Source organism: Klebsiella sp. KP20-425-1 (genome assembly GCF_025813515.1).
Classification (GTDB): domain Bacteria; phylum Pseudomonadota; class Gammaproteobacteria; order Enterobacterales; family Enterobacteriaceae; genus Klebsiella; species Klebsiella pneumoniae.
Map to the genome: position 1 here is coordinate 4,666,018 of NZ_CP109614.1, position 20,071 is coordinate 4,686,088.

Below are 20,071 nucleotides of genomic sequence, written 5' to 3' on the forward strand. Positions count from 1 at the left end.
GTTCTGGGTCAATAAAATCGCAAACATCTTTGATGCAAATCACTACATATAGAACTTAAAATGCGCCTCGGCCCAACATGTTGTATTAATCGTCTATTATGTCACCATATCTTGTCGATGTCTGGCGGTGATGAGATGTGGATAAAACGGGCCGGATCCGAAGGTAAACAGCACGAGCCGTAGCGTGCAGCGCCTTCGGGATAACCTCCGCCTCTGTGGATAACCTGTTCTATATATGGAGTGATCATGACACCGCATGTGATGAAACGTGATGGCTGTAAAGTGCCGTTCAACTCAGAGCGCATTCAGGAAGCAATTCTGCGTGCAGCTAAAGCAGCGGGAGTCGATGACGCAGACTATTGCGCCACCGTCGCAGAAGTCGTTAGCCAACAAATGCAGGGCCGCGCCCAGGTCGACATCAACGAGATCCAGACCGCGGTGGAAAACCAGCTGATGTCCGGCCCCTATAAGCAGCTGGCGCGCGCCTACATTGAGTATCGCCATGACCGCGATAGCCAGCGTGAGAAGCGCGGCCGCCTCAATCAGGAGATCCGCGGCCTCGTCGAGCAGACCAACTCCGCGCTGCTCAACGAAAACGCCAACAAGGACAGTAAAGTCATCCCGACCCAGCGCGACCTGCTGGCCGGGATCGTCGCCAAGCACTACGCCCGGCAGCACCTGCTGCCCCACGATGTGGTGATGGCCCACGAGCGCGGCATGATCCACTATCATGACCTCGATTACTCGCCCTTCTTCCCGATGTTCAACTGCATGCTGATCGACCTGAAAGGCATGCTGACCCAGGGCTTTAAGATGGGCAACGCGGAGATCGAGCCGCCGAAGTCTATCTCTACCGCCACCGCGGTGACAGCGCAGATCATCGCCCAGGTCGCCAGCCATATTTACGGCGGCACCACCATCAACCGCATCGACGAAGTGCTGGCGCCGTTCGTCAGCGAAAGCTTCAAAAAGCATCGCAAAATCGCCGAAGAGTGGCAGATCCCGGATGCCGAAGGCTATGCCCGCGCCCGTACCGAAAAAGAGTGCTACGACGCCTTCCAGTCGCTGGAGTATGAGGTCAACACACTGCATACCGCCAACGGCCAGACGCCGTTCGTCACCTTCGGGTTCGGCCTTGGCACCAGCTGGGAATCGCGGCTGATCCAGCAGTCGATTCTGCGCAACCGCATTGCCGGCCTCGGTAAAAATCGCAAAACCGCGGTGTTCCCGAAACTGGTGTTCGCGATCCGCGACGGCCTGAACCATAAGTTCGGCGACCCGAACTACGACATCAAACAGCTGGCGCTGGAGTGCGCCAGCAAGCGCATGTACCCGGATATCCTCAACTACGATCAGGTGGTGAAAGTCACCGGGTCGTTTAAAACGCCGATGGGCTGCCGCAGCTTCCTCGGGGTATGGGAAAACGAGAACGGCGAGCAGGTGCATGATGGACGCAATAACCTCGGCGTGATCAGTCTCAACCTGCCGCGCATCGCCCTGGAAGCGAAAGGCGATGAAGCCGCCTTCTGGGCGCTGCTGGACGAGCGCCTGCAGCTGGCGCGTAAAGCGCTGATGACCCGTATCGCCCGCCTGGAAGGAGTGAAGGCTCGCGTGGCGCCGATCCTGTATATGGAAGGCGCCTGCGGCGTGCGGCTGAAAGCCGACGACGACGTCTCCGAGATCTTCAAAAACGGCCGCGCGTCCATTTCTCTGGGCTATATCGGTATCCATGAAACCATCAATGCGCTGTACGGCAACCAGCATATGTACGACAGCGAGGCGCTGCGTGAGAAAGGCGTGGCCATCGTCCAGCGCCTGCGCGACGCCGTCGATTTGTGGAAGGAAGAAACCGGCTACGGCTTTAGCCTGTACAGCACGCCGAGCGAAAACCTGTGCGATCGCTTCTGCCGTCTCGACACCGCCGAGTTTGGCGTGGTGGAAGGGGTAACCGACAAAGGTTACTACACCAACAGCTTCCACCTCGACGTGGAGAAGAAGGTCAACCCGTACGATAAGATCGATTTCGAAGCGCCGTACCCGCCGCTGGCCAACGGGGGGTTCATTTGCTACGGCGAGTACCCGAATATCCAGCATAACCTCAAGGCGCTGGAAGACGTGTGGGATTACAGCTATCAGCACGTGCCGTACTACGGGACCAATACGCCGATCGATGAGTGCTACGAGTGCGGTTTTACCGGCGAGTTCGAGTGCACCAGCAAGGGCTTTACCTGCCCGAAATGCGGTAACCACGACGCCGCCCGCGTTTCCGTTACCCGCCGGGTGTGCGGTTATCTAGGCAGCCCGGACGCGCGGCCGTTCAACGCCGGCAAGCAGGAAGAAGTGAAGCGCCGCGTGAAGCACCTGGGCAATGGGCAGATTGGTTAATTCCAGCTGGTTTAGCCCCTCACCCTCTCCCCAACGGGGAGAAGGGACCGGCCCCGTAGCCGTTTGGCCACTAAGGAGCCGTTCCCGGATAGCGGCGCGCAGCGCCTTATCCGGGCTACCACTACCACTGTTGTAGCTCGGCCGAGCGCAGCGACGCCAGGAAATGGCCGCACTCCTTCGTTTTCGCAAAGCAATTAACGTCAGAGCAAGGCGGCAAACGAAGGAATCCCCGGGAGCGTACATTCAGTACGTGACCGGGGTGAGCGAGCGCAGCCAACGCGGCTATGGCGTTAATTGAGAAGCGAAAATGAATTATCACCAGTACTACCCCGTCGACATCGTCAACGGCCCCGGCACTCGCTGCACCCTGTTTGTCTCCGGCTGCGTCCACGAGTGCCCCGGCTGCTACAACAAAAGCACCTGGCGGGTGAACTCCGGTATGCCGTTTACCGCTGAGATGGCCGACCGTATCATCGCCGACCTCAACGACACCCGCATCAAACGCCAGGGGCTTTCGCTCTCCGGCGGCGATCCGCTGCATCCGCAGAACGTCGCGGATATTTTAAAGCTGGTTCAGCGCGTGCGCGCCGAATGCCCCGGCAAAGATATCTGGGTCTGGACGGGCTATAAGATTGACGAACTGAACGCCGAGCAGATGGAAGTCGTGAACCTGATTAACGTGCTGGTTGACGGTAAGTTTGTGCAGGATTTGAAAGATCCGGCGCTTATCTGGCGCGGCAGCAGCAACCAGGTCGTACATCATTTGCGATAGCGTTTAGAGCCGTTTATTCGCCTGATGATAAACGGCCGCTTTCTCTCTTTTGCCAATGGCAATAACGTAAACCACCACCACACTATCTCGTACTTGATACACCAACCGATAACCTGACGCCTTAAGCTTGATTTTGTAGCAATCCGGTAAATCGCTCAGCCTGGTCGACTCAATTCGCGGATTCTGCACAATCTGCTGGAGCTTATTTTTGAACTGTTTTTTGACCGTCTCGCCAGGCTTCTGCCATTCGCGCCTGGCTCGTGGATCAAACTCCAGTTCATAGGTCATCCAGACTCACCTTAACCCCTGGCCGTGGGTTTTCCAGCCGTTCGCGAACGGTGCGTAATAACGCCGCTTCGCCATCACTGATGGTCATACTTTTCACCGGCATGCGGCCATTTTCCGCAATGTATTGAAACAGCAGGCGTACCGCCTCCGTTGGTGTCATATCGAGTTTCTCCAGCACGGCATAAGCCTCTTTTTTGAGTTTATCGTCCAGTCGAACATTGAGCGTGGCCATTATGCCTCCGGAAAGGGGAATTTTGTAATGCAGTATAGCATTACATTTGAATTACACTCGAATCTGGAAAACGCCTCTCAAAACCGGCTGACGCACTCCATCGCCACCGTTTTAAACTCATCAAAGCTGCGGGTCGCGGCGAGGCGACTCATGGCGCGCTCGCGCAGGAAAGTCACGAAAATATCGTAGATCGCCATCGCCTCTTCATACTCGCGCTTGCTGATAGCGAGCAGGAAGATGAGATGGGCGGTTTCGTCGCCCCAGGCGATGCCCTGCGGGGCGATAACGGTATAAACCACCGTCTTTTTCGCCAGCAGCCCCAGGGAGTGCGGCAGCGCAATGCCATCCCCCAACATGGTGCTGACGATCGCTTCACGTTCCACTACCGAAGCATGAAACTCCGCATCGACAAAGCCTTCCTCCAGCAGCTGCTGGCACAGCTCGGCGAACAGCGTTTGCTGATCCATCGGCTTATCCACCACCCGGAAGTGGGCGGCATCGAAGTATTTATTCAGCATCCACGGACGGGTACGGTCCACCAGCACCAGCTTGCCGATTTGATCCAGCTGATAGTCGGTGGGGAACGGCGCGATGGTCACTACCGGCTTGTCTTTTTCGCCGATCCGCACCGTTGAGATAACGAAATCCGCCTCGATCGCGTCCCGCTGTTCGTACTCGCGCTGGGAGATGGTAGCGGCGATCTCCAGCTGCGGATATTTACGCTGCAGGATCGCCTCGATCATCCGTACCATCGCATTGCTGGTATCGCACACCAGCAGCACCTGCGGCTGACGCTGGTAGCCGATGTTGTAGTGACGCTCCAGCCCAACGCCGATATGCAGTACCAGAAAGCCGATTTCGTTTTCGCTGATGGTGTACGGAGTATATTTCCCCCAGCTGGAGACCGCGGCCAGGGTCATATCCCAGGCCATCGGGTAGTGCTGTTTGATGTTATCCAGCAGCGGATTGGGGATCATGATCTGGTAGCGCACCCGGGTGATCATGGTTTTAATGTGGGTCAGCAGATCGGCATGCAGCTGGGCGTCGTCCAGCAGGTTGTAATTATACTGGCTGTTGATGTAGCGCAGGATGTAATTGACCAGCGCTTCATCATCGTCGGCGCTGATAGTTTCCGGATCGACATCCTGCACCTGACGGGCCGCGATATGCACGCATAGCCACTCTTCTTCGGCGGGCGATAAAGGTTTCCCGGCCAGCCGCTGCAGCTCGCCCGTCAGCTCGCGCGCGGCGTCGCGGACGTTCTGCGCCACATCTTCAGCGCTGAATTCGGCCAGCGGGTAGCCTTCGCTGACGCGGCGCACCACCACCGCGCCATACAGGCAGACAAAGCGCTCGCCGGCGTCGGTGAGGCGAATATGATGCCGCGTGAGCGTCTCCTGCAGCACCGGCTCCAGCAGCGCTGGCACCTCCGCCGCAAAGGCCTCGGCGCCGATCGGCGGCGCGATATCGCCTTGCTGGGTCAGCTCCCACAGCAGGTCGGTCAGGCAGGCGCGAATTGACACCTCGCTGCCGAACAGCTTCATACCGTGGCGCGGGCGGGTTTCAAGAGTCAGCTGATAGCGCTGGAAGCGCTCGCGCACCTCAACCATGTCATTTTGCAGCGTGGCGCGGCTGACGAACCACTCATCCGCCAGATCTTCCAGCTTGATAGAGAACGCCGAGGTCAGGAAACGCACCAGCAGAAACGTGATGCGATCCTGGGCGGTACGCGGCACGTGCTGCGCCTTCGGCGCGGTCTCCTCCAGCGCCTGGAAACTCGTCGGATTATCTATCTTCAGCTGATAACCGCTGCCGCGGTTAAGGATAAACTGCGCGCCATATTGCGCCAGCAGCGTATTCAGGGCGGTAATATCGGCGCGCACGGTACGGGTGGAAACCGACAGGCGTTGCGCCAGCTCATCCTGCGGCAGCGTTTCATTTCGCAGCAGGGTGAAGAGTTGCGCTAAGCGTTGGTTGGGAAATCGCATGTCAGTTCCTTGTAATTACGGCTCAGGGTTGGGCGGATATCACCATCTGCGATGGGCTACCGACCGGCGTATAGTCGGAGGCAAAGGTTAATTTGCCATCCTTCGGCGCCACGCTGAAGCGGGTAATATTATCGCTACGCTGGTTCATGACGTACAGCCACTGCCCCTGATTATCCAGCGTCAGGGTGCGGGGATAATCGCCACGCGTCCAGATATCTTCCTGGTGACTCAGGCTGCCGTCGGCCAGCACCGTGAAGTGGGCAATGCTGTTATGCAGGCGGTTGGCGACATATAGCTGTTTGCCATCGTTGCTCAACACAAGTCCGGCGGCAAAGCTGGTGCCTTTATAACCTTCCGGCAGCGCGGAGACAGTTTTGCCTTCACGCAGCAGGCCGCTTTGCTTATCCAGATGATAGAAGGTCAGCGTCGACGCTTCCTCGTTAATCAGCCACAGGCCGTCGCCCTGTGGCGTAAAGACGAAGTGGCGCGGGCCGGCTCCCGGCGACGAGGCGGCGATAAACGGCGGATCGTTCGGCGTTAGCTTGCCGCTGGCGCTATCCAGCCGATACTGATAGATCCGATCCAGCCCCAGATCGGTAGAGTAAACGTATTTCCCGCTGGGATCGGCGGCGATCATATGGGCATGCGGGCCGTTGTGATCGCTGATGGCGAAGCTGCCCTCGACGGCCGCCGCCGGGCGTTCGGCGCCTGCCGGGCCTTCATCCTGATGCCTGTCCACCGCCTCAGCCAGGCTACCATCTTCTTGCACCGGTAGCACGGCGATACTGCCGCTGACATAGTTAGCCACCAGCAGATGCTTACCGTCCGGCGTCAGGGAGAGATACACCGGCCCGGCGCCGCCGGAGGCGACCTGGCTGAGCGCGGTCAGCTCGCCGTTCTTTTCAATGCGCCACGCCTGCACCACGCCTTTTTCGACCTCACTGGCGGCATACAGCGTTTTGCCATCGCGCGACACGGTTAATTGCGCGACGTTCGGCAACGAGCTCACCAGCGTCTTATCGCGCAGGGCGCCGGTTTTGGCATCGACGGTAAAGCGATACAGACCTTCGCCATTGGGGTTATAGGTGCCTACCCAGGCATAGTGGGTTTGCGCGGCGCCCGCGGCGGCGGCAAACAGGGACAGTGAAGCGACAAGCAGATGACGAGCGACAGGCATAGCAACTCCTTGATGGTTCAGTGGGATAAGCTGCCCCTCACCCTTTGAGGGTGAGGGACAAGGGCACTACTTCACTAACTGTTTGGTCATCTCCAGCAGCTGGCGCACATCGGCCGGGCGGGTGTTACCGCTGGCTTTATCGATAATCGAGCTGTAAATATGCGGGATGATTTTGCTTACCCCGGCATCGAGGGCGATTTTCAGGATCTCGCTGTAGTTTTCCAGATCGATACCGCCGGTCGGCTCGAGCCAGAAATCGTGCGCGGCGCAGGCTTTGGCGACGGCTTCAAACTCGGCGCGGTGCTTCAGGCCGCCCATCGGGAAGTATTTGATGGAGCTGCCGCCCATGTCTTTCAGCAGCGCGATGGCGGTTTCCAGCGGCACAATGCCATCCGCCGCGCCGCTGCTCAGCGGGCCGGTGGAGATCTTAACCATTCCCGGCGTACCGGTGGGAGAGACCAGGCCGTTGACCACCGTCTCGTTCTGCCCGAGCAGCGCGCGGCTGGTAGCCACGCCGGTGAAGACCTGGTTGACGTGCTGCGGCTGCACCTGGCGACAAATCTCGCTCACCATCGCCGACTGGTTTGGATCGCCTGCCCCCAGCCCGACGGAGAGCGCATTATCGATCAGCTTCGCGTAGTCGCGCATATCGGCCACCGCGCTGGCGACGTCCGGATAGTTTTTGGAGAGCACGCCGACCAGGACGTGACCTTCCGCCGCGTCGTAAATTTCACGGGCGTTGTCTTTGCTGCCCGCCAGGACGTTCAGGCACACGCGGTCACGGTAAAAGTTTGGGGTCAGTTTCATGCTTGTTTCTCCTTATTCAGAACTTCTGCGATGCGGCGAGCGACCACCGCCAGCTGCTCCGCGTTTACGCTGCGGACATCGGCTTCGATAATGCCTTCATTCGCTTTATAGCCGCGGAAGTAGATGGCGTATTCACCCTGCTTCAGCGCGTTAACCAGATCGCCGGTCTTCACGCCGGTCGTGGCTTCATCAAATTTAATTTCGGCGCGGGCGATATCGCGGCCCGCGCTGTCCCACACCACCCGCGCGGTCACGCCGTTAAGCGCGTTGAGCTGTTCGATAAACGGCGTCATCTTCGCCACCATCTGCTCGCCGCTCTCTTTGCTCGCCGTCAGGTAGTGTTCAATGGCGCAGGTCAGGCCGAGAATGCCCTCTTTACCCACTTTCATCGCCCGGCCAATCCCCATCGACTGGCGTTTAACCCACTCGACGTACTGCGTTTTGCCGATCACCAGCCCGCTGGTCGGCCCTTCAATCGCTTTCGCGCCGCTGTAGATAACCAGGTCGGCGCCCATGCGGTAGTAGCACTGCAGATCTTCTTCCGCCGCCGCATCGACGATCAGCGGCAAGTTATGCTGGTGCGCCACTTCCGCGGCCTGCGCGACGTTGAGCATGCTTTTCTGCACGCAGTGGTGGGATTTGATATACAGAATCGCCGCGGTGCGCGGAGTGATCGCCGCCGCCAGCTGTTGGGCAGAACATTCGTTGGCGTAGCCCGCTTCCACCAGCTTACCGCCGCCCAACGCCACCATCGTGCCAACCGGCGCGCCGAAGTTGACGTTGTGGCCCTTCGGCAACACGATTTCGTTATTTTCAATCGGCGTAACGTGCAGGTTCTCCAGCAGCCAGTCGCTGTCTTTCACCAGCACCGCCGCTACCGACTGGGCAATCCCCGCCGACGCGCAGGAGACAACGGTCGCCCCTTCCACATCCAACAGTTTGGCGATGTACTCGCCGGTTTTATTCACCAGGTCTTTCATTTCAAAGTACTGGTTCATACCTGCCATCGCGGCTTCCACCACTTCCGGGCGCGGCGTGGAAACGCCCAGCGCCGTCATGCGGCCAGAAGTATTAATCACCTGTTTTAAATGGTATTTCTCAAAAATCGAAGGCATGTTCCGCGCTCCCTTGTTCGGTCAGATAGCCTTTGCCCGCGCGGATCGCGGCCAGCGGCACCAGAATGTTGTCAGCCTGCAGGCTCTCTTTTTCAGCATCCACCAGCAGCGTGGGCCGGTGCTCCAGGCGAAATAGCGTTAAATCGGCGTCGAAGCCCACTTCCAGCCGCCCTTTACGCGACAGGCGCAGCCCTTCTGCGGCGCTGACGGTCACGCAGTCAATCACCTGCGGCAGCGTCATGCCGATGGCGAGGAATTTCGACATCACCAGCGCCAGCGAGCGCACCGGGCCGTCGATCCGGTTGCGGCAGTAAATATCGGAGCTAATGGTGTGCGGCAGAATGCCCAGCGCAATCGCCCGCCGCGCCACCTCAAAGCTGAAGCTGGCGGTGCCATGGCCGACATCGAGACGCACGCCGCGCTGCAGAGCGCGAGTAATAGAGCTGCGCAGCTCGCCGGCAGGATTCAGAATGCGGTTCGGCTTGCCGTTATAGCAGTGGGTAATGATGTCGCCGCTGCTCAGCAGATCGGCGATTTCATCGAGGTTCGGCGGGTTATTGCCGATGTGCACCATCAGCGGCAGATCGTCGTTTTCCTGCTGAATGGCCTTGGCGCGCGCCAGCGGCGTAATGCCGTTTTCGCCCACCACGCTGCTGCTCATCCGCGCCTTCAGGCCGACGATAAAGTCGGGATGACGCTGCACCGCCTGCTTCACCGCGGCGGCGTCGATATTGGCCATATTGGCCAGCTCATTCTGCGCAATCAGCCCGACGCGGGAGATGTTGAGCAGCGCATAAACTTCCGTCGCCGCTTTACGGGTCAGTTGATAGAAGTCATCGACGTCGTCGGCGCCGGTGCTGCCGGCATCGATCACGGTGGTGACGCCGGTGGCGATGCCGACGCTATCCGGCTCATCGTGATAAATCGGTGAATTCGGGTAGCAGTGAACGTGAGAGTCAATCCAGCCAGCGCTGACGTAAACCTTGCCGTTCAGCTCAATGGTTTTACGGGAGGGCGCGCTAATCTCGCCCAGCGCCGCGATTTTCCCGTCCTGAATGGCGATATCAGTCAGGGTATCGTCGACGAGGCGCGCGCGGCGCAGGAGTAAATCAAACATAGCTATCTCCTGATGAAAAGAGTGTACGGATGGCGGCGTACCGCCTTATCGGGCCTACAAACCGCGCTGGCTTGTAGGCCCGATAAGCGCAGCGCCATCGGGCGCTTAGCTAATCGCCACCGGGAAGATGGAACCGAGGATCATCGCCCCGAGGATGGCGCCGCCGGTGATCGGTTTCTGCCAGATGTAGAACAGCAGTGCGCCAACCAGCGAGCCAATCCCGATAGGAATCGAGGCGGTCATTGCGCTGAGGATGATCAAGGGACCAAGGAAGCGGCCGGAGGCGTTACCGGCCCCCATCATCACGTCGGCGCCGTAGGTGGAATCGCTCTGGTTGATGGTGAACTTACGCGCCAGAATGATGATATAGCCCACCGCCAGGCCGAGGACCAGACCGGTGACCAGCGACGCGGCGAAGTTCGCCACCGGGAAGACAAAGCCCGCGCCGAGCAGCAGCGCCGGCACGCCAAGACCGATACCGGTCTGTATCGCGCCGCCGATATCGAGGATCCCTACCAGCGACCCTTCGATGATGCGGGCGAAAAGGAAGCTGGCGCCAAACGCCGCCACCGCGCCGTAAACGCCGGTATCAATCCCCGACTTCAGCATCGCCACGAAGGCCACTTCGTTAAAGGCGCCGATGCCGTACAGGTAGTACATGTGGGTCCCGGCGAAGACGCCGGAGGAGAGCAGGCCAACAAAGATCGGGAACGACCAGTCGGCATACCAAAAACCTTTATTCTGTTCCATTATCCGGCTCCCGTTACTTGCCGCTGAGTGAGTTGTGGATCATGTCCAGCCAGTTCGGCACGGTCAGATGGAAGGATTCGATCATCTTCATGTCGAAGCCACGGAAGAAGCCGCTGAGGACAAACAGCGCGACGATGGCCACCATCATCACTTTAGTCACCCGGTTCCAGCCGCTCTCTTCGACGCCTTTACCGATCAGGATCCCCAGCACCAGACCCGGTACGGCGTTACCCATAATCAGCTGCGCGGCGCCGCCGAAAATCGTCGCCCAGAAGCCTGATTTTTTACCGGCATCGATCGCCGCCAGCCAGAAGATCACCGGCATCACGGTGTTCACCAGCAGGTTTGCCGCCGGCACCAGTACCTTAACGGCGGTGACCTGCAGCGCTTCCGGTACGGACGAGGCGGTCAGGTTGAGGAAGGCGACGACAATCATGCCGATGATGCCGCAGGAGATGGCCATTTTTTTCGGATCGTGCAGCGTTTCGCCAACGTTACGATTTTTCAGCATCAGCGCCGCCGCGCCCCAGTTGGGGATAATGCGGTGGTCAACATCCTGGGTGAAGGAGCCTGCTGCAACGGAAGAGGCCCAGGCGTTAAAGAAGAAGCCAAGGCCAAAGGAGAAGTGGGAGGCCGGATCGCCCTCACAGGAATTCAGCTCGCCCAGGGTTCGAAACGCCCCCATCCCCTGCGTGGTGGGGGCATGAAACATGCGTGCCGCTCCGGCGCCCACGCCGACGCCGACCAGGCCGCCGATGATAAGCGATTTTATTAAAATTATCAGGAACATAGTCAGACCTTTTGCTAACAATCAGGTTTGCGTGACGAAATCCACTTTATCGAGATCGATGGCGGTCACGTTGACGGTGACGTCCAGCTCCACGCTGTAGGTCCGTCGTTCACGGCGCAAAAAGAAGAACAGAAACGCCTCTTTTCGTACCGCTTCGCGCGCATGAACAACCGTCACGTCCTGTGGCTCAATACGCAGTAGGATGCGCGAGGATGATTTCATCACCGCAGCCTGCACATGGTTCAGGGCATCGGCGAAGGCCCGTGATTTGCTTTCGCCTTTGCCGGCAACCCTCACCGTGGTGGTGAATTGCTCTTTCATACTTATGCGCCGTATTTCTTTTTCCAGGCTTCGACCAGCCGCTCGCCCAGCTCTTCTTTATCCATAAAGCCGAAGCCCAGCACATTGCAGCCTTCGTTGATAGCGGTGACGCCCTCATCAATAGAGCGCATGCCATATTTTGCTTTGTAGCCGTATTTGGTCTGGGCGGTGATGGCGCCGGCGCCGCCGCTGCCGCAGAAGGAGATGCCGAAGGTGGCGTTTTCCGCTTTCATTATGTCGCCAAGCTTCATGTCGGCCGCAACGCCAGGGACGACCACAGCACGTGCGCCCGCTTTTTCAGCGCCTGCGGCGACTTTTTGGCCTTTACCCAGACGGTCGCCAATGACTACGGTGATTTGTTCCATGTTTTGCTCCTTACAGGTTATCTTTCGCGACTTCGAAGTGGACGGAGAGCAGCCAGGCCTCTTCATCAGGCAGGTTGCCGAACTGTGCGACCACTTCGCGGGCCAGCATCATTGAATCTTCAGAAATTTCTTCGAACAGACTGGCATCCACTTCCGGTAGCGGTTCGCCGCTGATTGACCGGTGGGCCATGGCCCGCACGTGGGAAGTCAGCATTTGCTCCTGAACGTCGTTAGGGACGATGTCGTGACGGCTTAACAGGGCGAATACCTGCTGTAACATCTTGTCAGCCAGGCGTTCGGTCTGCGCCGCCTGCTCCCCTACGTCGTTTATTACCGCTCCGTTATTCACTTGTGTTACCCCGCTGATGTCTCTGGAAATCAAGGTAGCGCCGGGGGTCAGGAGTTTGTAGCGAGTTGTTTTCCACTTCGAAGTGGAAAGGGAGAAGGCTTAGGTGATCGACTCCACATATTCGCCGGATAAATGTAAAAACAGGCGATATGACGTGATGCGCATCACAACAATGAGCGAGGTTTAGCGGAAAACGACCGCAGAAAGACCGGAAAAAGAGAGTGGAAAAATGTGATATCGGTAGGCTTTCAGGTGGGAGGCATCGGCTGATGCCTCCCGAAAAGAACGGTTAGCGGTACTTCTTATGATAGGTGTTGCGGGTGGTTTTAAACTCCTCCGCGGCGGCCTGCGCCTCTTTCACCTTGCCTTCGTTCGCCAGCTTCAGCGCACCGTCGATCTGGCCGATCAGAATATCCAGACCGTGACGGTAATCTTTCATCTCAGCGCTGTCGGCCGCTTTGCCTTCCAGCTTCGGCGGGGTCTCTTTCTGAGCATCGACCGCGGCGGTACGCATCTTATTCAGCGCCGCTTTCAGCTCGCCGGCGTCGGAGGTCTTCTGTACCACTTGCAGGTTTTCTGCCAGAGTGTCCATGTCTTCGCCCAGGTCGGCGAAGGCCGACGCTGAACCGAGCGCAAAAGCAGAGACAGCCAGCATCGCTAACAGTTTTTTACGCATTGCTCACTTCCTTTTTATTATTTAAGCAAACAGGTGTTATTGCCCGGCGATTTTCATCTCCGGCAGCAGCACAGAACCGCACTGAATGTTGCTGCGCGTTTCAATATCATCGCCAATGGTCACGATATTACGCCACATTTCTTTCAGATTTCCTGCAATGGTGATCTCACTGACAGGATATTGAATTTCGCCGTTTTCTACCCAGAAGCCGGATGCGCCGCGTGAGTAGTCGCCGGTGACGCCACTGACACCCTGCCCCATCAGTTCGGTAACCACAAGACCGGTGCCCATCTCTTTAAGCATCTTTGCAAAACTCAGGCCGCGGCCGTTAATGCGCCAGTTGTGGATGCCCCCGGCGTGGCCGGTGCTTTTCATCCCCAGCTTGCGCGCTGAGTAATTGGTCAGCAGCCACTGGGTCAGCACGCCGTCTTTGACGATATCGCGACGTTCGGTGCGCACGCCTTCGCTGTCGAACGGCGTGGAGGCCAGCCCTTTCAGCAGGTGCGGATGCTCTTCAATGGTCAGCCACTCCGGCAAAATTTGTTTGCCCAGCGAATCGAGCAGGAAGGTCGATTTACGGTAGACCGCGCCGCCGGCAATCGCTCCGACCAGGTGGCCAAACAACCCGGTCGCCACTTCGTTGGCGAAAATGACCGGCGCCTTCATGGTCGACAGCTTACGCGGCGCCAGGCGCGACAGGGTGCGGCGGGCGCACTCTTCCCCGACCCATTCCGGGGACTGCAGATCCTCGATTGCCCGGCCAATGGTGTAGGCGTAGTCGCGCTCCATATCGCCGTCATCTTCCGCAATGACGCAGCTGGAGAGGGAATGGCGAGTCGAGCAGTAACTTTGCAGCATGCCGTGACTGTTACCGAACACTTTGATGCCGTAGTGGCTGTTAAAGCTGCCGCCTTCGGTGTTGGTGATGCGTTTATCGGCCTTCAGGGCCGCTTGCTCCGCGCGGGCGGCCAGTTCGATGGCGTCGTCCGGGGAGACCTCCGCCGGGTGGAACAGGTCCAGATCCGGGGCGTCAAAGGCCAGCAGATCTTTATCGGCTACGCCGGCAAACGGGTCCGGGGAGGTATAGCGGGCGATATCCAGCGCCGCCTGCACGGTGCGGGCGATGGCGTCCGGGCTAAGATCGGTGGAGGAGGCGCTGCCCTTGCGGTTCTGATGGTAAACCGTGATGCCTAATGCCCCATCGCTGTTGAATTCTACATTCTCCACTTCGCCATAGCGGGTGCTGACGCCGATGCCCGTGGTTTTGCTGACGGAAACTTCCGCACCATCAGATTTACCTGCCGCCAGTTCCAGTGCCGTGGTAACGGCTTCTTCCAGCGTCTTACGCTGCTGTGCAACTTGAGAGATGACTTTCATTGCTAATGCCATAATGTAAGAAGGAGTTAACTGAAGTCTAACAGAGAACCGTTTTTCAGTGCGCGCCTTAACTGGTAACATTAGCCTCTTTTTTTAAGGAGCCTGAGATGACAAAGCAGCCCGAAGACTGGCTCGACGACGTGCCCGGTGATGACGTTGAAGATGAAGATGATGAAATCATCTGGGTCAGTAAGAGTGAAATTAAGCGCGACGCGGAAGAACTGAAGCGTCTTGGCGCGGAACTCGTTGACCTGGGGAAAAACGCGCTGGATAAAATTCCGCTGGATACCGACCTGCGCGACGCCATCGAACTCGCCCAGCGAATCAAAAAAGAGGGTCGCCGCCGCCAGCTGCAGCTTATCGGCAAGATGCTGCGCAACCGCGATGTCGATCCGATTCGTCAGGCGCTGGACAAGCTGAAAAACCGTCACAACCAGCAGGTTGCGCTGTTCCACAAGCTGGAGCAGATCCGCGATCGACTGATTGACGACGGGGATGACGCCGTCGCTGAAGTGCTGAACCTGTGGCCAGATGCTGACCGTCAGCAGCTGCGTTCGCTGATCCGCAATGCGAAGAAAGAGAAAGAAGGCAACAAGCCGCCGAAATCGGCGCGCCTGATCTTCCAGTATCTGCGTGAACTGGCGGAAAACGAAGGCTAAGTCCCCCTGTTTTTGCCCGCAATAGTCTCCCGGATGGCGGCGCGCTGCGCCTTATCCGGGCTACGGTTCCCTATATCAAACGGTTACTCAACACCGTAGGCCCGCGCAAGCGCAGCGCCGCCGGGCAAGCTGTACCAGACTCCGTTCCCGTCGTTATGCCGGATGGCGGCTACGCCTTATCCGGCCTACCTTCACCCCAGCTCTAAGGCTTGCGCCAGCAGGGGGATTCCCGTCGCATCACCTGAGTCCCCTCATCCACACGACGATACGTTTGTTTATAGCCTGATTTATCAAGCTGAATCGTTAAAGCTAAAAACAATGTAGATCACATATCCTGGTGATAAATACGTATTACTCAGCAAAATAATACGACTTTCATCTCATTTAACATCATAAAAACGGCCACTTTCTCACCAGGTGAGGCGCTTCACATTTTACTCACCCCCATGCCGGTAGATTTCACACGTCAATGACACAATCGATTCAGCAAAAAGGGAATAAAAATGAAAAAGACATTGGTTCTGACGACGATCGCCCTGCTGGTTTCCGGCTCGGCCGTGGCAAAAACATGGGTGCTGACGAACGCTGAAGAGGGAATGGATAAAGGAAACTGGCAGATCAACAGCGATCAGCTGAAGGTGAAAGACCATGCGTTCAGCATTGAGCAAAAAGTCCTGCACGGCGGTAAGCAGGAAGGCAGCAAAATCCTCACCATTCATAGTAAAGACGGCCTGACCATCACCCTGAGCCCGACACGCGGCATGAACTTGCTGCGTATTGAGGGTTTCGGCAGCCGGATGGGCTGGGATTCGCCGGTTAAAGAGGTCGTCAACCCGGCGTTTATCAACCTGGAAAGCCGTAATGGCCTCGGCTGGCTGGAAGGATTCAACGAGATGATGGTCCGCTGCGGCTATGAATGGACCGGCCATCCGGTGACCGCGGACGGGCAAATTTATACCCTACACGGCAAGGCGGGCAACACGCCGGCCTCTCTGGTGGAGGTGGAGGTGGCCGATAGCGCGCCGTATGAAATCCGCATCCGCGGGCTGGTGAAAGAGAGCACCTTTAAAAAAGCCGATCTGCAGACCCTGACCGAACTGCGCTACGTGCCGGGTAGCAACAGCTTCAGCTTACATGACGTCTTAACCAACCATGCCGACTATCCGCATGATTATCAGATCATCTACCACAGCAACTTCGGCACCCCGATCCTCGAAGAAGGCGCGCGTTTCCTCGCCCCGATCTCCAGCATCAGCCCGTTCAATGATTACGCGAAGAGCGGGTTAAAAACCTGGCAAACCTATCAGGGACCGACCAAAGATTTTGACGAGATGGTATTTAATATTCAGCCGCTGGCCGATGAAAATCACCAGACCCTGGCCGCCGTGGTCAACAAAGCGGGCGATAAAGGGGCCTCTATTCAGTTTGATACCCGTCAGCTGCCGGTCCTGACGCTGTGGAAAAACACCGATACCGTCAAGCAGGGCTATGTCACCGGTATCGAGCCGGGGACCAGCTACGCCTATCCGGTGACCATTGAACGCGAGCAAAAACGCGTGAAGCAGCTGCAGCCGGGCGCCAGCGCGCAGTTTGATCTAACCTACACCCTGCTGCACGATAGCGCCCAGGTAGCCGCCGTTGAGCAGAAAATCGCGCAGATTCAGGGCGATAACAAAGTCGCGGAGAACGAGACGCCGATCGCCAAAGAGTAACAGCGCCGCCAGTCGAATGCCCGGAGCGGTACGCCGAGCCGGGCTACTCCCGCCCCATCACCTCGTGCCCGAGATCCCGGGCAAACTGCTGATACTGCCGCTCACCGATCGGCTGTGGATAGCTGAGCACCAGCAGCTCATGATCCGCAATGCCCTGATGATAGGTCGGATGATGATGCGCCCAGGGATTAGCATGGAACCCCATCGACTGATAAAAGCGCAGCCGTTTATGGGCGATGGCCGTGGTTAGCGGATCGATTTCCAGAATGGTCAGCGGGGCGCGCGTCAGGATCTGCGCCAGCAGCTGTTTACCATAGCCGCGGGAGCGCAGCGTGTCGTCGATCGCCAGATGTTCGATATAACCGTAGCCGGCAAACTGCCAGCAGCCGCTGAGGCCGACAAAGACGCCTTCATCGAACCATGCTTCCAGCGCGTAGCGCGGGTGGCTCAGCGCCTGACGTTTGGCCTCGCTTTCGCGCTGCTCGTGCCACGGAAAGGCGCGCGCGTAAAGCGCGTCCAGCGTGGCGAAATGGGGCGAGTCGGTAGAACGTACGCTTTCGCAGGTCAGCATCACACAATTCCTGGTAGCTAAAATAAAACTGCCCTCACGCGGAGGGCAGTGACCGGAGGCGTACGCGCTTATTCAGCCGCGGCCGCTTTTTGCGCCAGCTTATCCAGCAGCTTCTGATGAATACCGCCGAAGCCGCCGTTGCTCATCACCAGGATATGGTCGCCCGGGTGGGCGGTTTTGACCACCATCTCCGCCAGGGTATCGACGTCGGCGCTCCAGTGGGCCGGCTGGACGCAGGCTTCCGCCACTTCCGCCACCTGCCACGGAATATGCTGCGGCTGCAGGAGGAACACTTCATCGGCGCGGCCGAGAGACGGCGCCAGATCGTCCTTGCAGACGCCCATTTTCATGGTGTTAGAGCGCGGCTCCAGCACGGCGAGAATGCGCGCGGTACCGCCTACTTTACCGCGCAGCGCCTGCAGCGTGGCGAGGATTGCCGTCGGATGATGGGCGAAATCGTCATACACGGTGACGCCGTTGGCTTCGCCCCGCAGCTCCAGGCGACGGCGGGCGTTGATAAAGCTGCCCAGCGCGTTCGCGGCATCCGCCGGCAGCACGCCGACGTGACGCGCCGCGGCAATCGCCATCAGGCCGTTATGCATATTATGCTCGCCGACCAGCGCCCACTTCACTTCGCCGACCTTTTCGCCGTCGAGTAAGACTTCCCACTGCGAGGCGTCGGCGTTCAGTTTTTTCGCCTGCCAGTGGCCCTGCTCGCCCACCAGCTCCTGCTCGCTCCAGCAGCCCATCGCCATCACCTGCTTCAGGTTGATGTCGTTCTCCGGCAGGATAATTTTGCCTTTGCCCGGCACGATGCGCACCAGATGGTGGAACTGTTTCTGAATCGCCTTCAGGTCATCAAAGATGTCCGCGTGGTCGAACTCAAGGTTGTTGAGGATCAGCGTCCGCGGGCAGTAGTGAACAAACTTGGAGCGCTTGTCGAAGAAGGCGCAGTCATATTCGTCGGCTTCAATGACGAAGAACGGGCTGTCGCCCAGGCGCGCGGAGACGTCGAAATTGCCCGGAACGCCGCCAATCACGAACCCCGGTTTATAGCCGCAGGCTTCAAGGATCCAGGTCGCCATGCCGGCAGTGGTGGTTTTGCCGTGGGTCCCGGCGACGGCCAGCACCCAGCGATCGCGCAGCACGAAGTCGTGCAGCCACTGCGGGCCGGACATATAGGGAATATTATTTTCCAGCACCGCTTCAACGCACGGGTTGCCGCGAGTCATGGCATTACCGATGATCACCAGGTCCGGCCGGGGCTCCAGCTGGCTGGGGTCATAGCCCTGAATTAAATCAATCCCCTGGTTTTCCAGCAGGGTGCTCATCGGCGGATAGACGTTAGCATCCGACCCCGTTACCTCATGACCGAGGGAGCGCGCCAGCATGGCCAGCCCCCCCATAAACGTGCCACAGATTCCTAAAATATGAATGCGCATTCGTCATTTCCTTTTCTTATCCGGGGCACATTTTACCCATATCCCGGGCCCTGGCGAAATGCATTTCAGGCGAATCTGTATTTTGCTGGCGCGATTCACCTGTGCGCACTTTTTTGATTCTTTGTTAAGATTGTTGCGTTCGTTTTACTCAACATAAAAATGCAGGGAACGAGTTATGAAAACGTTAGGTGAGTTTATTGTTGAAAAGCAGCACGAGTTCTCCCACGCCACCGGTGAGCTGACTGCTTTGTTGTCAGCAATAAAGTTGGGCGCCAAGATCATCCACCGCGATATCAACAAGGCCGGTCTGGTCGATATCCTGGGTGCCAGCGGTGCTGAAAACGTTCAGGGCGAGGTTCAGCAAAAACTCGATCTGTTCGCTAATGAAAAATTAAAAGCCGCACTGCGAGCACGCGATATTGTTGCCGGGATCGCCTCTGAAGAAGAAGATGAGATTGTCGTCTTCGAAGGGTGTGAACACGCCAAATACGTGGTGCTGATGGACCCTCTGGATGGCTCCTCTAACATCGACGTTAACGTCTCTGTCGGTACGATCTTCTCTATCTACCGCCGCGTGACGCCTGTCGGCACGCCGGTGACAGAAGAAGACTTCCTGCAGCCGGGTAACAGGCAGGTGGCCGCGGGCTATGTGGTCTACGGATCGTCGACGATGCTGGTGTATACCACCGGCTGCGGCGTTCACGCCTTCACCTACGACCCGTCCCTTGGCGTCTTCTGTCTATGCCAGGAGCGCATGCGCTTCCCGGAGAAGGGCAATACCTACTCCATCAACGAAGGCAACTACATCAAATTCCCGCAGGGCGTGAAGAAGTACATTAAGTACTGTCAGGAAGAGGACAAAGCGACTCAGCGTCCTTATACCTCACGCTATATCGGCTCGCTGGTGGCGGACTTCCACCGCAACCTGCTGAAAGGCGGCATCTATCTCTATCCGAGCACCGCCAGCCACCCGGAAGGCAAGCTGCGCCTGCTGTATGAATGCAACCCGATGGCCTTCCTCGCCGAACAGGCGGGCGGTAAGGCCAGCGACGGTAAAGAGCGTATTCTGGATATTATCCCGGAAAGCCTGCATCAGCGTCGCTCCTTCTTCGTCGGCAACAACCACATGGTAGAAGACGTCGAGAACTTTATTAAAGCGTTCCCGGACGCCTAAGCGT

The 20,071-nt window shown here is 58.0% G+C and carries 22 protein-coding genes; 5 read left to right on the top strand and 17 right to left on the bottom strand.

The genetic code is table 11. From position 1 onward, the window contains the following. Positions 1-246: 246 nt before the first annotated feature. Both nrdD and nrdG read left to right on the top strand, forming a co-directional pair. Entirely contained in the window at positions 247-2,385 is a 2,139-nt protein-coding gene (gene nrdD / locus OHJ17_RS22770; RefSeq protein ID WP_004186701.1) for an anaerobic ribonucleoside-triphosphate reductase, read from the top strand. Positions 2,386-2,692: 307 nt separating this feature from the next. Then, on the top strand, positions 2,693-3,157 hold the full coding sequence (gene nrdG / locus OHJ17_RS22775; protein ID WP_002886903.1) for an anaerobic ribonucleoside-triphosphate reductase-activating protein: 465 nt from the start codon (positions 2,693-2,695) through the stop codon (positions 3,155-3,157). Positions 3,158-3,160: 3 nt separating this feature from the next. Here nrdG and OHJ17_RS22780 read toward each other — a convergent pair whose 3' ends face one another. From OHJ17_RS22780 to pmbA, 14 genes are all read right to left on the bottom strand, one after another. Continuing rightward, the gene (locus tag OHJ17_RS22780; protein WP_009486548.1) at positions 3,161-3,445 is read right to left on the bottom strand and encodes a type II toxin-antitoxin system RelE family toxin; all 285 of its coding nucleotides are present in this window, start codon (positions 3,443-3,445) and stop codon (positions 3,161-3,163) included. Next, positions 3,435-3,677 carry a type II toxin-antitoxin system RelB/DinJ family antitoxin gene (locus tag OHJ17_RS22785; RefSeq protein ID WP_002886901.1) on the bottom strand — a complete coding sequence of 81 codons (243 nt, stop codon included), beginning with the start codon at positions 3,675-3,677 and terminating at the stop codon, positions 3,435-3,437. The genes OHJ17_RS22780 and OHJ17_RS22785 overlap by 11 nt, the downstream gene beginning before the upstream one ends. 77 nt (positions 3,678-3,754) lie before the next feature. Beyond that, positions 3,755-5,665, bottom strand: a complete 1,911-nt coding sequence (locus OHJ17_RS22790) for a BglG family transcription antiterminator (RefSeq protein ID WP_009486549.1) — start codon at positions 5,663-5,665, stop codon at positions 3,755-3,757. A gap of 22 nt (positions 5,666-5,687) precedes the next feature. Then, entirely contained in the window at positions 5,688-6,842 is a 1,155-nt protein-coding gene (locus OHJ17_RS22795) for a lactonase family protein (protein WP_002886900.1), read from the bottom strand. Between the two features lie 66 nt (positions 6,843-6,908). After that, a complete protein-coding gene (gene dagF, locus OHJ17_RS22800) occupies positions 6,909-7,649 on the bottom strand; it encodes a 2-dehydro-3-deoxy-phosphogluconate aldolase (RefSeq protein WP_009486551.1) in 741 nt (246 codons plus the stop codon). Beyond that, entirely contained in the window at positions 7,646-8,764 is a 1,119-nt protein-coding gene (locus tag OHJ17_RS22805) for a DgaE family pyridoxal phosphate-dependent ammonia lyase (protein ID WP_032433781.1), read from the bottom strand. The genes dagF and OHJ17_RS22805 overlap by 4 nt, the downstream gene beginning before the upstream one ends. Beyond that, entirely contained in the window at positions 8,748-9,881 is a 1,134-nt protein-coding gene (locus OHJ17_RS22810; RefSeq protein WP_004152268.1) for an amidohydrolase/deacetylase family metallohydrolase, read from the bottom strand. The genes OHJ17_RS22805 and OHJ17_RS22810 overlap by 17 nt, the downstream gene beginning before the upstream one ends. A 105-nt stretch (positions 9,882-9,986) precedes the next feature. After that, the gene (locus tag OHJ17_RS22815) at positions 9,987-10,631 is read right to left on the bottom strand and encodes a DUF4310 family protein (protein WP_004152267.1); all 645 of its coding nucleotides are present in this window, start codon (positions 10,629-10,631) and stop codon (positions 9,987-9,989) included. Positions 10,632-10,644: 13 nt separating this feature from the next. Then, complete coding sequence (locus OHJ17_RS22820; RefSeq protein WP_002886897.1) at positions 10,645-11,421, bottom strand: DUF4311 domain-containing protein; 777 nt, start codon at positions 11,419-11,421, stop codon at positions 10,645-10,647. Between the two features lie 21 nt (positions 11,422-11,442). Further along, complete coding sequence (locus tag OHJ17_RS22825) at positions 11,443-11,742, bottom strand: DUF4312 family protein (protein WP_002886896.1); 300 nt, start codon at positions 11,740-11,742, stop codon at positions 11,443-11,445. Between the two features lie 2 nt (positions 11,743-11,744). Continuing rightward, positions 11,745-12,107, bottom strand: a complete 363-nt coding sequence (locus tag OHJ17_RS22830; RefSeq protein ID WP_002886895.1) for an SFCGS family glycine-rich protein — start codon at positions 12,105-12,107, stop codon at positions 11,745-11,747. Positions 12,108-12,117: 10 nt separating this feature from the next. Further along, complete coding sequence (locus OHJ17_RS22835; RefSeq protein WP_002886894.1) at positions 12,118-12,456, bottom strand: PRD domain-containing protein; 339 nt, start codon at positions 12,454-12,456, stop codon at positions 12,118-12,120. 289 nt (positions 12,457-12,745) lie between these two features. Next, entirely contained in the window at positions 12,746-13,132 is a 387-nt protein-coding gene (gene cybC, locus OHJ17_RS22840) for a cytochrome b562 (protein WP_002886893.1), read from the bottom strand. A gap of 36 nt (positions 13,133-13,168) precedes the next feature. Beyond that, positions 13,169-14,521, bottom strand: a complete 1,353-nt coding sequence (gene pmbA / locus OHJ17_RS22845) for a metalloprotease PmbA (RefSeq protein WP_004152265.1) — start codon at positions 14,519-14,521, stop codon at positions 13,169-13,171. Positions 14,522-14,616: 95 nt separating this feature from the next. Between pmbA and yjgA the strand changes: the two genes are divergently transcribed. Then, entirely contained in the window at positions 14,617-15,168 is a 552-nt protein-coding gene (gene yjgA, locus OHJ17_RS22850) for a ribosome biogenesis factor YjgA (RefSeq protein WP_004177664.1), read from the top strand. Positions 15,169-15,370: 202 nt separating this feature from the next. Here yjgA and OHJ17_RS22855 read toward each other — a convergent pair whose 3' ends face one another. Further along, positions 15,371-15,487 carry a hypothetical protein gene (locus tag OHJ17_RS22855; RefSeq protein ID WP_032433780.1) on the bottom strand — a complete coding sequence of 39 codons (117 nt, stop codon included), beginning with the start codon at positions 15,485-15,487 and terminating at the stop codon, positions 15,371-15,373. A 184-nt stretch (positions 15,488-15,671) separates the two neighbouring features. On the opposite strand from OHJ17_RS22855, the gene OHJ17_RS22860 reads away from it, so the two are divergent. Further along, on the top strand, positions 15,672-16,880 hold the full coding sequence (locus OHJ17_RS22860) for an aldose 1-epimerase family protein (protein ID WP_020324896.1): 1,209 nt from the start codon (positions 15,672-15,674) through the stop codon (positions 16,878-16,880). A 43-nt stretch (positions 16,881-16,923) separates the two neighbouring features. Here OHJ17_RS22860 and OHJ17_RS22865 read toward each other — a convergent pair whose 3' ends face one another. Then, a complete protein-coding gene (locus tag OHJ17_RS22865) occupies positions 16,924-17,451 on the bottom strand; it encodes a GNAT family N-acetyltransferase (RefSeq protein WP_032433779.1) in 528 nt (175 codons plus the stop codon). Positions 17,452-17,519: 68 nt separating this feature from the next. Next, complete coding sequence (mpl, locus tag OHJ17_RS22870; protein ID WP_002886886.1) at positions 17,520-18,893, bottom strand: UDP-N-acetylmuramate:L-alanyl-gamma-D-glutamyl-meso-diaminopimelate ligase; 1,374 nt, start codon at positions 18,891-18,893, stop codon at positions 17,520-17,522. Between the two features lie 175 nt (positions 18,894-19,068). On the opposite strand from mpl, the gene fbp reads away from it, so the two are divergent. After that, positions 19,069-20,067, top strand: a complete 999-nt coding sequence (gene fbp / locus OHJ17_RS22875) for a class 1 fructose-bisphosphatase (RefSeq protein ID WP_023283155.1) — start codon at positions 19,069-19,071, stop codon at positions 20,065-20,067. Positions 20,068-20,071: the final 4 nt, after the last annotated feature.

Coding starts and splice junctions, on each gene's coding strand:
- OHJ17_RS22785 (WP_002886901.1), bottom strand. CDS start 3,677: ATGGCCACGCTCAATGTTCGACTGGACGATAAACTCAAAAAAGAGGCT.
- OHJ17_RS22795 (WP_002886900.1), bottom strand. CDS start 6,842: ATGCCTGTCGCTCGTCATCTGCTTGTCGCTTCACTGTCCCTGTTTGCC.
- OHJ17_RS22820 (WP_002886897.1), bottom strand. CDS start 11,421: ATGTTCCTGATAATTTTAATAAAATCGCTTATCATCGGCGGCCTGGTC.
- OHJ17_RS22810 (WP_004152268.1), bottom strand. CDS start 9,881: ATGTTTGATTTACTCCTGCGCCGCGCGCGCCTCGTCGACGATACCCTG.
- OHJ17_RS22815 (WP_004152267.1), bottom strand. CDS start 10,631: ATGGAACAGAATAAAGGTTTTTGGTATGCCGACTGGTCGTTCCCGATC.
- OHJ17_RS22830 (WP_002886895.1), bottom strand. CDS start 12,107: ATGGAACAAATCACCGTAGTCATTGGCGACCGTCTGGGTAAAGGCCAA.
- fbp (WP_023283155.1), top strand. CDS start 19,069: ATGAAAACGTTAGGTGAGTTTATTGTTGAAAAGCAGCACGAGTTCTCC.
- nrdD (WP_004186701.1), top strand. CDS start 247: ATGACACCGCATGTGATGAAACGTGATGGCTGTAAAGTGCCGTTCAAC.
- OHJ17_RS22825 (WP_002886896.1), bottom strand. CDS start 11,742: ATGAAAGAGCAATTCACCACCACGGTGAGGGTTGCCGGCAAAGGCGAA.
- OHJ17_RS22780 (WP_009486548.1), bottom strand. CDS start 3,445: ATGACCTATGAACTGGAGTTTGATCCACGAGCCAGGCGCGAATGGCAG.
- OHJ17_RS22805 (WP_032433781.1), bottom strand. CDS start 8,764: ATGCCTTCGATTTTTGAGAAATACCATTTAAAACAGGTGATTAATACT.
- OHJ17_RS22790 (WP_009486549.1), bottom strand. CDS start 5,665: ATGCGATTTCCCAACCAACGCTTAGCGCAACTCTTCACCCTGCTGCGA.
- cybC (WP_002886893.1), bottom strand. CDS start 13,132: ATGCGTAAAAAACTGTTAGCGATGCTGGCTGTCTCTGCTTTTGCGCTC.
- OHJ17_RS22865 (WP_032433779.1), bottom strand. CDS start 17,451: ATGCTGACCTGCGAAAGCGTACGTTCTACCGACTCGCCCCATTTCGCC.
- yjgA (WP_004177664.1), top strand. CDS start 14,617: ATGACAAAGCAGCCCGAAGACTGGCTCGACGACGTGCCCGGTGATGAC.
- pmbA (WP_004152265.1), bottom strand. CDS start 14,521: ATGGCATTAGCAATGAAAGTCATCTCTCAAGTTGCACAGCAGCGTAAG.
- OHJ17_RS22860 (WP_020324896.1), top strand. CDS start 15,672: ATGAAAAAGACATTGGTTCTGACGACGATCGCCCTGCTGGTTTCCGGC.
- nrdG (WP_002886903.1), top strand. CDS start 2,693: ATGAATTATCACCAGTACTACCCCGTCGACATCGTCAACGGCCCCGGC.
- mpl (WP_002886886.1), bottom strand. CDS start 18,893: ATGCGCATTCATATTTTAGGAATCTGTGGCACGTTTATGGGGGGGCTG.
- dagF (WP_009486551.1), bottom strand. CDS start 7,649: ATGAAACTGACCCCAAACTTTTACCGTGACCGCGTGTGCCTGAACGTC.